Raw genomic sequence first — 13,270 nt, 5'->3', positions numbered from 1 at the left:
ATAACAATGATCGAACTAAAAAATATTACAAAAACATTTTATAAAAAGAACAGCAAGGTCAGCGCCTTGTCTAATGTTTCGCTGGTTGTTCCTAAGGGTAAAATACTAGGGGTAATTGGCGCTTCGGGTGCCGGGAAAAGTACCTTAATTCGCTGTGTTAACCTGTTGGAGCGACCAACGTCAGGAGATGTACTCATTGACGGGCGAAATTTAACCCAGCTTTCATCCGCTGCGCTTGCCAAAGCAAGGCGCGAAATAGGAATGATCTTTCAGCATTTTAACTTATTATCATCACGTACTGTGGCAGGGAATGTAGCGTTTCCGCTTGAATTAAGTAATACCCCAGCGGATGAAATAAGAAAACGGGTTGCTGAATTACTGGAATTAGTTGGCCTTGCAGACAAAGCAAATGAATATCCTTCAAATTTATCAGGCGGACAAAAACAAAGAGTAGCCATTGCAAGAACATTAGCAACTAATCCTAAAGTGCTTTTGTGCGATGAGGCCACCAGCGCCCTTGATCCGGCAACAACACGCGCTATTCTTAACCTGTTAAAAGACATCAACCAGCGTTTCCATATAACCATTTTGCTCATTACTCACGAAATGAATGTGGTAAAGGCCATTTGCGACGAGGTAGCAGTGATCAGCGAAGGGAGATTGATTGAACGCGGCACTGTAAGTGAAGTTTTTGCCTATCCGGAAACTGCCATAGCAAAACAATTCATCGCATCATCCCTGCATGCGGCACTGCCCGCTGAATATGAACAGCGGGTGTCGCCTACACCTGCGGGGAATAGCCATCCTGTTATCAAACTGGAATTTAACGGACATTCGGCCGAGGCAACCATTTTATCTGAGGCCAGCAGGAAATTTAACGTTGATAATAACATCATTAGCGCGCAGATGGATTATACCGGCGGAGTGAAATACGGCGTAATGCTTATTGAAGTAACCGGTAGCGAAAAAGACACGCAAAACTCCCTTGAATATTATAGGAGTAAACAAATAGAGGTGGAGGTACTTGGATATGTCTAACACTATGTTTATAATGATACTGCAAGGTTTATGGGAAACCATTGTAATGACTTTTGTATCCGGCTTTTTCGGTTTCCTTTTAGGTTTACCTACGGGCGTATTGCTGTTTATGACCCGGAAAGGGCAAGTGTCTGAAAATCGTTGGATAAATGGAACTGTTTCTATGCTGGTTAATATTTTCCGTTCCATCCCATTCATTATTTTAATTGTTTGGATGATTCCATTTACCAGGGCATTGGTGGGCACATCCATCGGCGTTCAGGCAGCGTTGGTGCCATTAAGTATAGGCGCTGCGCCCTTTATAGCAAGGATGGTTGAAAATAGTTTAATTGAGATTCCGAACGGCTTAATTGAAGCGGCCCGGTCAATGGGAGCAACGCCTTTGCAGATTGTGCTCAAAGTATTGCTGCCCGAAGCATTACCTTCTATTATTGGCAGTGCATCAATTACATTAATTACGCTTGTTGGCTATTCAGCAATGGGCGGCGCAGTTGGTGCAGGTGGATTGGGACAGATTGGTTATCAGTATGGCTATGTGGGTTATGATATAGTGGTTATGAATACTGTTCTTGTTCTTTTAGTATTACTGGTGTTTATTATTCAGGTAGCAGGTGAATTTATTGCAAAAAAAGTAGACCACCGTAAATAATTATATAAAAAAAATGAAAAATTTGTTAATGATCGCTGTCACGTGTATTGGACTGGCAGCATGTGGAAAAAAAGCTCAACCAAACAACACCAATCATATTAAAGTTGGTGTTGAATCCGGGCCCGAATATACAGTGGCACAGGCAGCACAAAAAGTAGCCAAAGAAAAATATGGGTTGGATATAGAGCTGGTACAATTTAACGATTATGTAATGCCCAATGAGGCTTTAAACCAGGGAGATATCGATTTAAATGTGTTCCAAAACAAGCCTTACCTGGATGTACAAGCCAAACAACGTGGGTATAAATTTGCCATACTTGGCAATACCTTTGTTTATCCATTGGCGGGTTATTCCAGAAAGATTAAAACTCTTGCTGATTTGAAAGATGGAAGTACGATTATTATTCCCAATGACCCTACTAACAGTGGCAGATCATTACTGCTGTTGCAAAAAACAGGCTTGCTAAAACTAAAAGACGGCGTAGGTTTATTACCAACTGTAAACGATATCGTCGCCAATCCTAAAAGTTTAAAAATATTAGAATTGGAAGCACCTCAATTGCCAAGAGCACTGGATGACCAAAAGGTAACCATAGCTATCATCAATAATACGTTTGCAGGCCCGGCGGGTTTGGTTGCTAAACGTGATGGGATATTTATTGAGGATGAAAAGTCGCCGTACGTAAATATCATCGTATCAAGAAACGATAATAAAGATCAGGATAATGTGAAGAATTTTGTAAAATCCTATCAATCGCCAGAAGTGGCAGCGGCTGCCGAAAAAGCCTTTAAAGGAGGCGCAATTAAAGGCTGGTAAATAAAAATATTGCTGCTTATATCGCAATCTTTGTGGATGTTGAAAAGCCTTATTGTTGGTTAATATTATTAATCTAAGTTGTGTCTTCCGCTGCTATTTGGTGGCTTAAAAAAATTAAAACCTTATGCTATCAAAAAAAGCAAAATACGCTATAAAAGCACTTATATTTCTGGCGAAAAATCTGGATAAACCTCCAATGCCGGTTTCAAAAATTTCTGAGCTGGAAAAAATCCCCAAGAAGTATTTAGAAGTAATATTATTAGACCTGCGAAACGCCGGTTATTTATTTAGTAAAAAGGGTGTAGACGGAGGGTATGTATTAAACAAATTGCCCGAAGAAATAATTCTGGTTGGTGTAGTGAGGTTGATGGATGGGCCGATAGCAAGGGTATCCTGTGCCAGTGCATACCACTATCATAACTGCGAAGAATGCCTCGATGAGGCAACATGTAGCATACGGAAGGTTTACCTTAAAATTCGCGAAGAAGAGCTTAAAATATTATCTAATACAAGCATCTCGGATATGATTAATTATGAGCAATTGGTTGATCATAATCCTGTTATAGCGGACTTTAAAGTTGATTGAAATCAATCTGTCAAAAAAAGGCTGAGGGTATTGGTGAGTAAGAAATGAAATCCAACTAAGATATTGAATTACAGCATGATATTGGGGCGAATCCCTTTTATTATGTAGATAGTTGCTTGAGGTATTAACGATTAACATGCGTGCTTGTTGCCCCCCTTGAATATCCGATTTCAAACCAATAGAAATCCTGATTTTAACATATTTACCAATATGATAAGTGTCACCTTTTTTAGTGTGGCGCATCATTACCTGACCAATTTGAATTGAGGAACTTTAAAAAAATTAAAACCAAAATCAAAATGGAAACTATTGCAGAGGCCCCGGTAAGTAAGGGCAACAAGTCAAATCAAACAACATCAGGCTTTGTGTTAGGAACACCGATTCCTAAAACCATGAAGGCGGCAGTGATACGCGAGTTTGGTGCGCCATTACAGATTGAAGAGATAAAAGTTAAGTTACCGAATGATAACCAGATATTAGTTAAGGTTATTACATGTGGTGTTTGCCACACTGATTTGCACGCCATTAATGGCGATTGGCCGGTTAAGCCGCAATTACCCCTGATTCCTGGCCACGAAGCGCTGGGTTATGTGGTAGCTAAAGGGCGGTTGGTTACAGGTGTAAATGAAGGTGATATTGTTGGCGTTCCCTGGTTGGCGAGTGCTTGTGGTTGCTGTGAGTTTTGTATTACCGGCTGGGAAACATTATGCGATACACAACAAAATGGCGGTTACAGTGTGGATGGCGGTTTTGCCGAATATGTATTGGCGGATCCAAGATATGTTGCACACTTTCCGGCCGGTATTAATTTCACCGAAATGGCACCGATTATTTGTGCTGGGGTAACAGTATATAAAGGATTAAAGGAAACTGAGGTTAAACCGGGCGAATGGGTAGCCATATCAGGCATCGGTGGCTTGGGCCACTTAGCTGTGCAATATGCCAAAGCAATGGGTATGCATGTAGCTGCAATTGACATTGCCGACGACAAACTTAAACTGGCTAAAAAGTTAGGTGCAGAGCTGGTGGTTAATGCAAGAAATCAAGATCCGGGTGAATACCTGAAAAAGAAAACCGGTGGCATGCATGGCGTATTGGTTACCGCAGTTTCGCCAATCGCTTTTCAACAGGGCATTTCCGCTCTTCGCCGTAAGGGTACTATTGCACTTAATGGATTGCCAAAAGGTAGTTTTGATTTGCCAATATTTCAAACAGTGCTTAACAGGTACACTGTGAGAGGATCTATAGTAGGAACACGCAAGGATATGCAGGAAGCGATAGCTTTCGCTGTTGAAGGTAAAGTAAAAGCTACCGTAATCCCGGCTAAACTAGAGGATATTAATGCCGTATTTGACGAGATGAAAAAAGGCCAGATAGATGGCCGAATTGTACTCGAAATAGCTAAACCCTAAGTTGTACAGGTGGGGAGCAAACAAACCGTCTCCCACCTTTTTATTGTAGATATTAGAATCTCCGCTAAAGAAGGTAGAGTATAATGAATCCATGTTTAAGTTAAATATTCTCCTCTTTGCAAAATTCTATTTTAAAAAGATAAAAGCCTGAAAATTAAGTTATTTCAGGCTTTTGTTTTTAGATCAAAATCCTATTTAGTCATTGTTGCATTATGAATAATTAAATTGGGATTTTATCTCACAAATTATAATATCATATTTTGATTGAAAAAATCAGTTTGACAAAAGCTTCAGGAGGATGAAAACTTTTTTTTAGTGAAGGTGTTATAAATTGAAACTAAATTTCAACGTGATGAATGCAATGTCAGCAGTAGGTTTAACTACATTATGTTTAATAATTTACATATTGTTAGTTGTGGTAGGCTATGCTCCAGGTGCTACCATATGGTTTTTGGCGTCGCCATTCCTTGTTTTAGGAATGGTATATATCGTGCTTAAAGACGATCGTTATGATTATCCCGAATTAGCCGAAGGAAAGGAGTGGGGTTATAGCGACAAATCCAAAGATGAACTGGGCTTATTTTGAAAATAAAGCAGGGCGATTTTTTTTGATTTGCGGAAATTCAAACGCAAGTTAAAAAGGTACCTTATGAATTTCAAAAAGGAGGAAACGAAATGCTTGTATTAAAAAAACAATGAAAGTACCCGGACTAATTGGCGGTGTAAGTTAGATGAGCTTTTTTCAGGATTTGATGGCATTACTTAACTCTGTACTATCTGAGGGGGCCTGGTTAAAAATCAGGCTTAGCTGATCATATAAAGCCGGGTGCATATGCTTGAATTTATCAGGCTTTTCAAAAAAATACTCCGAAGCTACTGCTAAAAATTCTGCCTCGTTGGTTAAGGCATAAGGACTAATGTCTGATTTTCCCTGTTCAATCCTATGCATTTCCTGGTGCATCATACTGAGCCATGGGATAGCATATTGATGTGCCATCAGGTTTTCAGGTACACCATCTGTTGCGCCGTCTGATTTATCCAGCAAATGAACAAATTCATGAATAGCCGTATTTTCTTTACCTGACGATTTGGAAAAGCCTTTATCCAATGCAGCACGTGAAAGGAGCATTTGGCCATTCATATAGCCCGATCCCACCATTCCCAATATATTGCGGTTCTCACCTTCAAACTGAAACTCCTTATCAAAAGTGTCTGGGTAAAGGATAACATTTGTAAGGTTTTTATATTTCCAGTTGCCCAAGCCAAAAATTGGGATAATAGCGCTCGACGCAATAAGCACACTATCCAGATCGGTAACCTCGGTTCCAACCCCTTCAATATTTATATCAGCTAAAAATTCAGAAAGGAGCTTTTCAAATCTCGTTTTTTCATCAGGGCTGAGCCTGGAATAATAATCTACATGTTCATTCAGTAGATTGCGGTAAATACTGTTGGCCAGGTTATTGGGGATTACGGTTTTTTGTTTCCTGGCAAAAAAGAGATAACCCAGTGCAATAATTACGATTATGCCGATAAGAATATACATATGGTTTTAATAAGTCAGATTGTTAATTGAATAAGGGAGATAAATTACTTTTTGTATTTGCTGCTAATGTAAATGGTACAACTAAAATATTGCATATAAGTTCTACTCCTGCTACGTTTTGTTGAAGAGCTGTTTTAGTCTTCTATTGCTTCAATACCTTGTCCCTTAAGTTTTGCCAATCCACCTTTCATTGCGTTGACTTGCTCTGCTGAGTGTCCCTGCCAGATGGCAATCTCACCAACAACCTTGAATGGGTCTTTTGAGCGATATGATTTTGTAGGGTTACCCGGGAATTTTTTGTCTGTCAAATTAGGATCATCCTCAATAGGGCCTGTTGGCTCTACTAAATATATCCTTTCGCGCGCTTCGCCCAAAGCAAGTTCTGCACCCCAAATAGCGGCATCAAGCGTAGCAGTGAGATAAATATATTTCGCCTTATTTTTTTGCCCATAGTTTGAGTTAATACCAATTTCTATAAAGTCACCAAGCTTTAGGTCGGCCTTTGTGCCGTGGAAAAAGGTCTGAGCAAAAGTGCTCGGAGCAGCTTCATTTTGTTTGTTTTCGCTTTTGTTTGTTTCCATAGATGATAAAATTAAATTTAAAAAAATAAACTTTTTAGTTTTATTAACATTTGAGCTCTGTTTCCTTTAGCCTATTTATATATGTATTTCTTTTTGTAAGCGGGGTGCTTGCTACACTTTAAGACTAAGTTACGATGTTGCTAAACTTAGTACAGTTAAGGAGCGATAGGGTTTTTTACTGAGAACGTCTGATAAATGACGTCACTATCAACTGATATAATGAGGATGATCACCCGGTTAATGGGTTATCATCCTCATGTTTGAACCTAATTGCGGATTTGTCAAGGTTAGCGTAGATTACTTGACATAATGCTATTTTTCCCAGACCGGATCTGATGCTCCGCGGGGAAGCAGCGCATACTTGTAATGTCCTGGCGTTTTGGACATGAATACCTGTTCCGTTAAGCCCTGATATTTTCCCATTGGAGTGTCAGCGGTGAAGAGTTCAGGGTCCACAAATTCGTGACCGGGGGACTTGCCCGCTATAGATGTTGCGAATTCTTTATCGAACACACCAAGCTGATACATCCACAAAACAGTTCGTGATAATGAACAATGGATTTTATAGCTGCCGCCTTCTTCAGCTCTGCGAACCAGGGTTGCAATAATGGCAGTTGTCAACAGCCACGCCACCAGATAGTCATCAACAACCATGATAGACGGCAACTGCGGATTTTCCAATGTTCCCTCCAACGCCATGATGCCCGTAGCAACACCAGCCGATACGTCAAAGCCACTATGGCTTGCCCACGGTCCTTCTTGTCCGAATAGCGACACCGTTGCGTGGATAATACCAGGTCTGATCTTTGCCATATCATTTGCCGATAGTCCATATTTTTCCAGATAGCCAACGCGGCGATTAGCAAAAAAAATGTCGGCGGTTTTAATCAGACCATCCATAGTTGCTTTTCCCTCGATTGACTTGAGATCAAGCTTTGCTGAGCGCATCCCTACATCGGCAGTTGCATAAAGACTTTCCATTTCTACATCCGTTAGCGACCAGATGTTAAGCACATCAGCACCGTGTAGTGCAAGTCCGCGTCCCGTGCCTGCACCAGCGATTACATGGCCCATTCCAAGCGCCCGAATTCCTTCAAGCGGTGTGCTTGGATCGGATGTGAATGGAACAGGATCACTTTCTCCGATTTTTTCAATCTGTATGATGGACAACTTCTCTAGAACTTCGAACTGCGCTGTGGCAAGAAACTCCTGAACGGATCTGAGTTTTGTTAGCACCAAACCTTCAGCATTAGCTTTTTCCTCCAGTTCATCAGAATTCCATTTCAGGATAGCCCCAGCAATGGCATCTTTATCTTCAGGAACATTCAGGAATTTCAGCGTGGAAATTCTGAGGCGATTATAAAAATCCAGTGGCATTACATGACGATCGTCCTTGGTTTTGTAGAAATGCGGTGAAAAAGGGCTGGATATTTCCGTTGGAAACCCCGGACTGAAACTGTTGAGTTTTTCCCATTTTCCCTGGAAAAAAGGAGACAGGCGATGGATCACCCTGCGCAGATCGACTTTTATGTCTTGCGATTCCCCTGTTCTGTATTTCCATAATTTTGCAATCGCCACTGCCTTGGCGGTAAGGCCCAGTGCAGATGCCGATGCAAACTTTATTGTACTGGGTACAATAGGATCTTTTCCTTCAAAGATAATATCTCCGCCGGTGTCTTCAGGGCTAAGTCCAAATTTTTCGAGCAGTTCCCGTAATGCTGAATGAATATCAAACTCTTCGTCGGTTGTAATCCTGTTGCCGACACGGAATTCAATCTCCTCCTTGATACTTGAAAATTTCTGTTTTTGATGAGTCGCAGTATTGCTTGTTTCTGAATTTTCCATAAATATTTTTTTTCACAAAAAAACAAAAGCAATATTTATTATCGATTAACCCGGGTTAAGATCGTGTTTTTCAATCCCATTTTTTACTACAAACAAGGCCATGGAGTTGGATTAAAGGAAGAAAAATAGTGGTTCTTAACTTCGGTTAACATTTTAGTTATTCCAATAGGTGAGATTTGCAGAAATTAATTCAATCCTCAAAATGAAACTAAAACTCCTATTTCTATCTCTGTCACTATTTTTTATGTCTCATCGGGTTTTTTCACAAGCACAAGAGCCAGACACGAAGATGATAAAATCTAAAACTATTGTATTTATTCATGGACTGTTCGTTAATCCAGAAAGTTGGGAGGCATGGAAGGCCTATTTTGAAGCAAAGGGCTATAAATGTTATACTCCTGCAAATCCTTATCATGAAGGTAATCCGGCGGATCTTAGAAAGAACATTGACCCAAGACTTGCAAAGGTTAATTTTGAAGATGTAGTAAATAATATAGCTAAGTTAATTGATTCCTTGCCCGAAAAGCCAATCCTCATCGGCCATTCCATGGCTGGGCTTGTAGTTCAAAAGTTAATTTCTATGAATAAAGGAGCCGCAGGTGTTTGTATTGACGGAGCTGCTCCTGTTGGAATTATAACTTTAAAATGGAGTTTTTGGAATGCTAATTTACCTGCAATTAACCCACTCAAGGGCCATTCCGTATTTATACCTACTCAAAAATGGTTCTATTATGCTTTTTGCAACACCATGACGCGAGCGGAGTCTGACAAAGTTTTTGATGAAATTGCCGTTCCGGAAAGTAGAAGTATTCCAAGAGGAACGTTAAAAAGCTTTGCAAAAATAGATTTAAAAAAACCTCATAATCCCTTGCTTATAATTGCCGGTGAGAAGGACCATATTGTACCACCCTCTTTAAACTTGAAAAATTTCAAGGCATATAAAGACACTAGTAGTGTAATTACATTTAAAGAGTTTAAAGGAAGGAGCCATTATATTGTTGGCGAACCTAATTGGCAAGAGGTAGCCGGTTATGTCTATAATTGGCTAAATAAGTAATGCCATCAAATGTGCTTTTGGCACATTCTAAACAGTACAATTTTTGATTTGATTAATTACCCTAAAAAGGTTAATCGAGTATAGCTACCTATATTCGATTTGCCTTTGAAAAAATATTTGTTTGTCTATTCGATTACTGAAAAATGAAGACAGAAATTTCGATTCTAAAATATGCCTTACAAGCCTTTGCAGGTTTAGATGAAAATGACTTCCAACAATCGTCACGTTTTTGGCGTTGTAAGACTTATAAAAAAGGTGAATATTATAATGAATATAAATCTGTTTGCAAAAATTTAGGGTTTGTTACCAGTGGTATTTTCCGATCTTTTATTATCGATGAAAAGACTAATGATCAGAAAAATATTTTTCTATACACCAAAAACGGCTTCGTTGTTACCTTTAAAAGTTTTATCAATCAAGTGCCATGTGATTATCACACGCAAGCGATGACTGATGCCACGGTCATTTACATTTGTATAACCGATTTGCTTAATTTATATAAACAATCCCATAAATGGGAATGCTTTGGCAGGCTATTAGCGCAGGAAGCGTTTAATGTAGCGATAGATAGGACAGAGAGTTTTCTTTTTAAAACACCGGAAGAACGTTATCTTGATTTGATAAAACATCACCCGGATATTTTTAATAGCATACAGCAATACCACATCTCTTCTTATTTGGGCATTCAAGCACCGTCATTAAGCCGTATTAGAAAAAGGCTTACTGGGAAAATATAACCAGCGGCTGTTTGATTTATTATTAATAATAGGCTCGAACTTTAACATTAAACTTTACGTCAGATTTTTTAAGTAGTCTGTACTAACAAAGTGTTCAGTCTTTTGGCAAAGTACCCATGCTCGCCGATTATTCTTTTGTCAATAAAATTAAATTAATAAAATAAACCCTTCGCAAGCAGTATGCTTGATGCATTTGGTGCTAAGTTATGCTGTTGCTAAATTTAGTGCAGTTGGGGAGGAGGGAAGATACTTAATCGGGAAGAAATATAAGGAAGTTTAATTAATATTAAAGATATGTTAATTAACCTCTCAAATTGGCTTTAAGTAACATACCTTTATAATTCTAAACCACTTATCATGAATAATAACTTTGGCGGGGATTGGACTAGTCAAAAAATTGAAATAGTAATCTCATACACGCAAGCCTATCTAACGGTAATGAAAAACCAACCGTTTAAATTGATTTATTTTGATGGCTTTGCTGGTTCTGGTGAAATTGAAAAAAAAGAAGCTATTATTCAAGGCGCTGCGTTGCGCATTTTGGCAATTGATGAACCTAAACCATTTAATCTATATTATTTTGTTGAACTTGAAAAAAAGTATGCTGATAATCTAGAAACCTTGATAAAGTCAAGGTATCCCCAAAGGAAGTTTATCGTAAAATCCGAAGATTGCAATGTTAAGATAAAGGATATGGCCGACTATTTACGTAAACCTGCCAACAAGTTTACTAGGGTTTTAGCCTTTATTGATCCAAAAGGAATGCAGGTTAAATGGGAATCTTTAGAAATATTAAAAGATTTGGGTATTGATATGTGGATATTAGTGCCATTGGGTATGGGGGTCACCAGACTTTTAAAAAAAGACGGAAATATCGATGATACATGGGTTGCTCGGTTGCAGATATTTTTAGGAATTTCAGAAAGTGAAATCAGGAGTTACTTTTATGCAAGCGATACACTTAATTTATTTGGAGAATTAGAAGGAGGAAAACGTTTAAATAATACCATTTTAAAAGCCGCAAAGTTGTATCGAGAACGTCTTAATACAATATTCAAATATGTGTCTCAACCTTTTGTAATGCGGAACTCAAAAAATTCACCGATGTACCATTTTTATCTGGCGACCAATAATACTACAGCAATAAAGATTGCTAATGACGTAATTAAACCAAAATTTAAATGAAATTATGCCATTATAGGCAATTCTCGATAAATTTTCCCGTCAAGCTCGCAGCCACCTTTTGCATGTCGTGGATGCAATTTGTCAATCGTAGGATCATTGGCATTCGTATTAAATTTAGGTTTGCCCCATTGTTTGAAGAAAAACGGTACATTATGATTTTCACATTGTAATCTTACTGATTCAATCCACTCATGTTTAACCGGTCTTGCCCCATGTCCAGACTCTCCTCCTACAATAACCCAATTAATTTTATCCAAAGGTATATTTTTGATATGACCGAGTAATGGCTCAACCGATAGAAACTTTGTTTTAGCAGGTGTTTGACTCAATTCGGTAACTCGTTGAACATATTTTTCATTTTCAATTGAAACCCCCATCCATATATTTGATGTCCAATTTAATTCATTAGCTATTAATAACAACCTGTCAGCTCTTTTTGTTAGTACCTGATAAGTATGTTGTGGAGTGGCATTCATTACGGAAAAAACTGCTTTTATAAATTCCAAAGAGATTTCATCATGAAATAAATCACTCATAGAATTTACAAAAACCACTTTAGGTTTTTTCCATGTGAATGGTATATTTAATGATTCCGGATGTGTTTTGATCTTAAAACCATTTTTATATTTTTCTACGCCCATAGCCTTTAATCGTCTTGACATAACTTCTGCATAGCAGAATTTACACCCTGGACTGATTTTTTTACAACCAGTAACCGGATTCCAGGTTAGTTCAGTCCATTCTATTGTTGATTCAGCCATATGCTAATTTGCTAAATATTTTAGTTAAAACAAAGAGGTTTGTTCATTGCCATATTTTTTTGCAATGGTTCAAAATTTATTTCTTTGCTTGTCCTTTGAGAAAAGCGCTAAATGATACAATAATACAGATTTACACTATTGTCTGTAGATTATCTATAGCGAAATATCTATTGTGCTTTCGCTTCCTGACTATTGAAAATTTCGGTAAAAATGGTTCGCATCGCAAAATAGCCGCATAACAGGCCGAAACAGAGGTAATAAATAATCACGGCGGCACATAAGCTTGTTGAGTAATAGCTTGATTTAAGGGATACTCCCAACGCCATTTTATCAGCAACTTTCAATATAAAGTGGGGCATCTCTTTTAACTGGACTAACCCTGCACCTAGTACGATTTTTGTAAGCCAATCCGAAATTTCCGTGAGGTTTGTAGTACTGCTCTTAAGGGACGAATTTCCTTGTTCTAGAGTGCCGGCGTTCATCTGGGTAACAACATTAGTTACGGGCGACGAAACATTTTTAGGCACGCCAAAAAGTATTCCGATAACGGCACCCAATAAAAAAATAGCAAGTGCCCATATGGCCACTTGTCCAAAATCAATATTACCAGTTGGTGAAAAATGATTGATAACAAATAACCCTAAAACATTGCCGAAAATGATCCAAACGGTTACCCAGGTATAAATAGGGCCTACAGATCTAAATGAATTAAGTACGCTATTAATGAATTTTTGGAAGCCAGTCATAATAAGTAGGATTAGGTTTTACTAATTTAATATTAATTAATTAAAGTTTTTAGTTATAAAACGATTTTATCCCGCCCAGCAAAACGTCCACGCTTGCCATGATAACGAAATGTGTGTTTGAAATGCACATTGATACCCCAGGATATATTTTTATAATGATTCGAATATCTTCCGTATTACTACAGAATTGACTTATAAGTTTATGTGCTGAATGCGTCTTTTTTAGCATTCCTTAAACACAAAAGCAACAAAAAATGGGACTTTCGAAAAAAATACTTGAAGAAGCCTTACTGTATGGCTGGTATGTTAT

General features: G+C 38.4%; 14 protein-coding genes. 9 read left to right on the top strand and 5 right to left on the bottom strand.

Annotated elements, in window-relative coordinates; translation table 11 throughout:
* Positions 1-6: 6 nt before the first annotated feature.
* The 6 genes from metN (at position 7) to JN11_RS16605 (ending at position 5,088) form a co-directional block, all read left to right on the top strand.
* Positions 7-1,038 (top strand): methionine ABC transporter ATP-binding protein MetN, encoded by a 1,032-nt coding sequence (gene metN / locus JN11_RS16630; protein ID WP_144914370.1) that lies wholly within the window; start codon positions 7-9, stop codon positions 1,036-1,038.
* A gap of 13 nt (positions 1,039-1,051) precedes the next feature.
* A complete protein-coding gene (gene metI, locus JN11_RS16625) occupies positions 1,052-1,687 on the top strand; it encodes a methionine ABC transporter permease MetI (RefSeq protein WP_246139040.1) in 636 nt (211 codons plus the stop codon).
* A gap of 13 nt (positions 1,688-1,700) precedes the next feature.
* A complete protein-coding gene (gene metQ, locus JN11_RS16620) occupies positions 1,701-2,504 on the top strand; it encodes a methionine ABC transporter substrate-binding lipoprotein MetQ (RefSeq protein WP_144914367.1) in 804 nt (267 codons plus the stop codon).
* Between the two features lie 124 nt (positions 2,505-2,628).
* Entirely contained in the window at positions 2,629-3,090 is a 462-nt protein-coding gene (locus JN11_RS16615; protein WP_144914365.1) for an RrF2 family transcriptional regulator, read from the top strand.
* A gap of 299 nt (positions 3,091-3,389) precedes the next feature.
* Complete coding sequence (gene adhP / locus JN11_RS16610; RefSeq protein ID WP_246139039.1) at positions 3,390-4,502, top strand: alcohol dehydrogenase AdhP; 1,113 nt, start codon at positions 3,390-3,392, stop codon at positions 4,500-4,502.
* Between the two features lie 352 nt (positions 4,503-4,854).
* Entirely contained in the window at positions 4,855-5,088 is a 234-nt protein-coding gene (locus JN11_RS16605; protein ID WP_144914364.1) for a hypothetical protein, read from the top strand.
* A gap of 156 nt (positions 5,089-5,244) precedes the next feature.
* Here JN11_RS16605 and JN11_RS16600 read toward each other — a convergent pair whose 3' ends face one another.
* From JN11_RS16600 to JN11_RS16590, 3 genes are all read right to left on the bottom strand, one after another.
* Entirely contained in the window at positions 5,245-6,048 is an 804-nt protein-coding gene (locus JN11_RS16600; protein WP_144914362.1) for a M90 family metallopeptidase, read from the bottom strand.
* A gap of 134 nt (positions 6,049-6,182) precedes the next feature.
* Positions 6,183-6,629 carry an NAD(+)--rifampin ADP-ribosyltransferase gene (gene arr, locus JN11_RS16595; protein WP_144914360.1) on the bottom strand — a complete coding sequence of 149 codons (447 nt, stop codon included), beginning with the start codon at positions 6,627-6,629 and terminating at the stop codon, positions 6,183-6,185.
* A 312-nt stretch (positions 6,630-6,941) separates the two neighbouring features.
* Positions 6,942-8,474: a CoA transferase gene (locus tag JN11_RS16590; protein WP_144914359.1), complete on the bottom strand. Its 1,533-nt coding sequence runs from the start codon at positions 8,472-8,474 to the stop codon at positions 6,942-6,944.
* Between the two features lie 202 nt (positions 8,475-8,676).
* Between JN11_RS16590 and JN11_RS16585 the strand changes: the two genes are divergently transcribed.
* The 3 genes from JN11_RS16585 (at position 8,677) to tcmP (ending at position 11,453) form a co-directional block, all read left to right on the top strand.
* Positions 8,677-9,531, top strand: coding sequence for an alpha/beta hydrolase (locus tag JN11_RS16585; protein WP_211360806.1), 855 nt, complete (start codon positions 8,677-8,679; stop codon positions 9,529-9,531).
* A gap of 143 nt (positions 9,532-9,674) precedes the next feature.
* The gene (locus JN11_RS16580; RefSeq protein ID WP_144914357.1) at positions 9,675-10,268 is read left to right on the top strand and encodes a Crp/Fnr family transcriptional regulator; all 594 of its coding nucleotides are present in this window, start codon (positions 9,675-9,677) and stop codon (positions 10,266-10,268) included.
* Positions 10,269-10,625: 357 nt separating this feature from the next.
* Positions 10,626-11,453: a three-Cys-motif partner protein TcmP gene (gene tcmP, locus JN11_RS16575; RefSeq protein ID WP_144914356.1), complete on the top strand. Its 828-nt coding sequence runs from the start codon at positions 10,626-10,628 to the stop codon at positions 11,451-11,453.
* Between the two features lie 2 nt (positions 11,454-11,455).
* Here the strand turns inward: tcmP and JN11_RS16570 are convergent, their stop codons facing one another.
* Positions 11,456-12,214, bottom strand: a complete 759-nt coding sequence (locus tag JN11_RS16570; RefSeq protein ID WP_144914354.1) for a DUF5131 family protein — start codon at positions 12,212-12,214, stop codon at positions 11,456-11,458.
* A gap of 167 nt (positions 12,215-12,381) precedes the next feature.
* A complete protein-coding gene (locus JN11_RS16565) occupies positions 12,382-12,960 on the bottom strand; it encodes a hypothetical protein (protein WP_144914352.1) in 579 nt (192 codons plus the stop codon).
* Positions 12,961-13,270: the final 310 nt, after the last annotated feature.

This window comes from Mucilaginibacter frigoritolerans (genome assembly GCF_007830615.1).
Classification (GTDB): Bacteria; Bacteroidota; Bacteroidia; order Sphingobacteriales; family Sphingobacteriaceae; genus Mucilaginibacter; species Mucilaginibacter frigoritolerans.
This window is presented reverse-complemented; position numbering and strand designations above follow the sequence as displayed.

What these genes read in the sequence shown, in the direction of transcription:
- metI (WP_246139040.1), top strand. Translation starts at nt 1,052, where the DNA reads ATGATACTGCAAGGTTTATGGGAAACCATTGTAATGACTTTTGTATCC.
- JN11_RS16600 (WP_144914362.1), bottom strand. Translation starts at nt 6,048, where the DNA reads ATGTATATTCTTATCGGCATAATCGTAATTATTGCACTGGGTTATCTC.
- metN (WP_144914370.1), top strand. Translation starts at nt 7, where the DNA reads ATGATCGAACTAAAAAATATTACAAAAACATTTTATAAAAAGAACAGC.
- JN11_RS16580 (WP_144914357.1), top strand. Translation starts at nt 9,675, where the DNA reads ATGAAGACAGAAATTTCGATTCTAAAATATGCCTTACAAGCCTTTGCA.
- JN11_RS16605 (WP_144914364.1), top strand. Translation starts at nt 4,855, where the DNA reads ATGAATGCAATGTCAGCAGTAGGTTTAACTACATTATGTTTAATAATT.
- JN11_RS16585 (WP_211360806.1), top strand. Translation starts at nt 8,677, where the DNA reads ATGAAACTAAAACTCCTATTTCTATCTCTGTCACTATTTTTTATGTCT.
- metQ (WP_144914367.1), top strand. Translation starts at nt 1,701, where the DNA reads ATGAAAAATTTGTTAATGATCGCTGTCACGTGTATTGGACTGGCAGCA.
- tcmP (WP_144914356.1), top strand. Translation starts at nt 10,626, where the DNA reads ATGAATAATAACTTTGGCGGGGATTGGACTAGTCAAAAAATTGAAATA.
- JN11_RS16615 (WP_144914365.1), top strand. Translation starts at nt 2,629, where the DNA reads ATGCTATCAAAAAAAGCAAAATACGCTATAAAAGCACTTATATTTCTG.
- JN11_RS16570 (WP_144914354.1), bottom strand. Translation starts at nt 12,214, where the DNA reads ATGGCTGAATCAACAATAGAATGGACTGAACTAACCTGGAATCCGGTT.
- JN11_RS16590 (WP_144914359.1), bottom strand. Translation starts at nt 8,474, where the DNA reads ATGGAAAATTCAGAAACAAGCAATACTGCGACTCATCAAAAACAGAAA.
- JN11_RS16565 (WP_144914352.1), bottom strand. Translation starts at nt 12,960, where the DNA reads ATGACTGGCTTCCAAAAATTCATTAATAGCGTACTTAATTCATTTAGA.
- arr (WP_144914360.1), bottom strand. Translation starts at nt 6,629, where the DNA reads ATGGAAACAAACAAAAGCGAAAACAAACAAAATGAAGCTGCTCCGAGC.
- adhP (WP_246139039.1), top strand. Translation starts at nt 3,390, where the DNA reads ATGGAAACTATTGCAGAGGCCCCGGTAAGTAAGGGCAACAAGTCAAAT.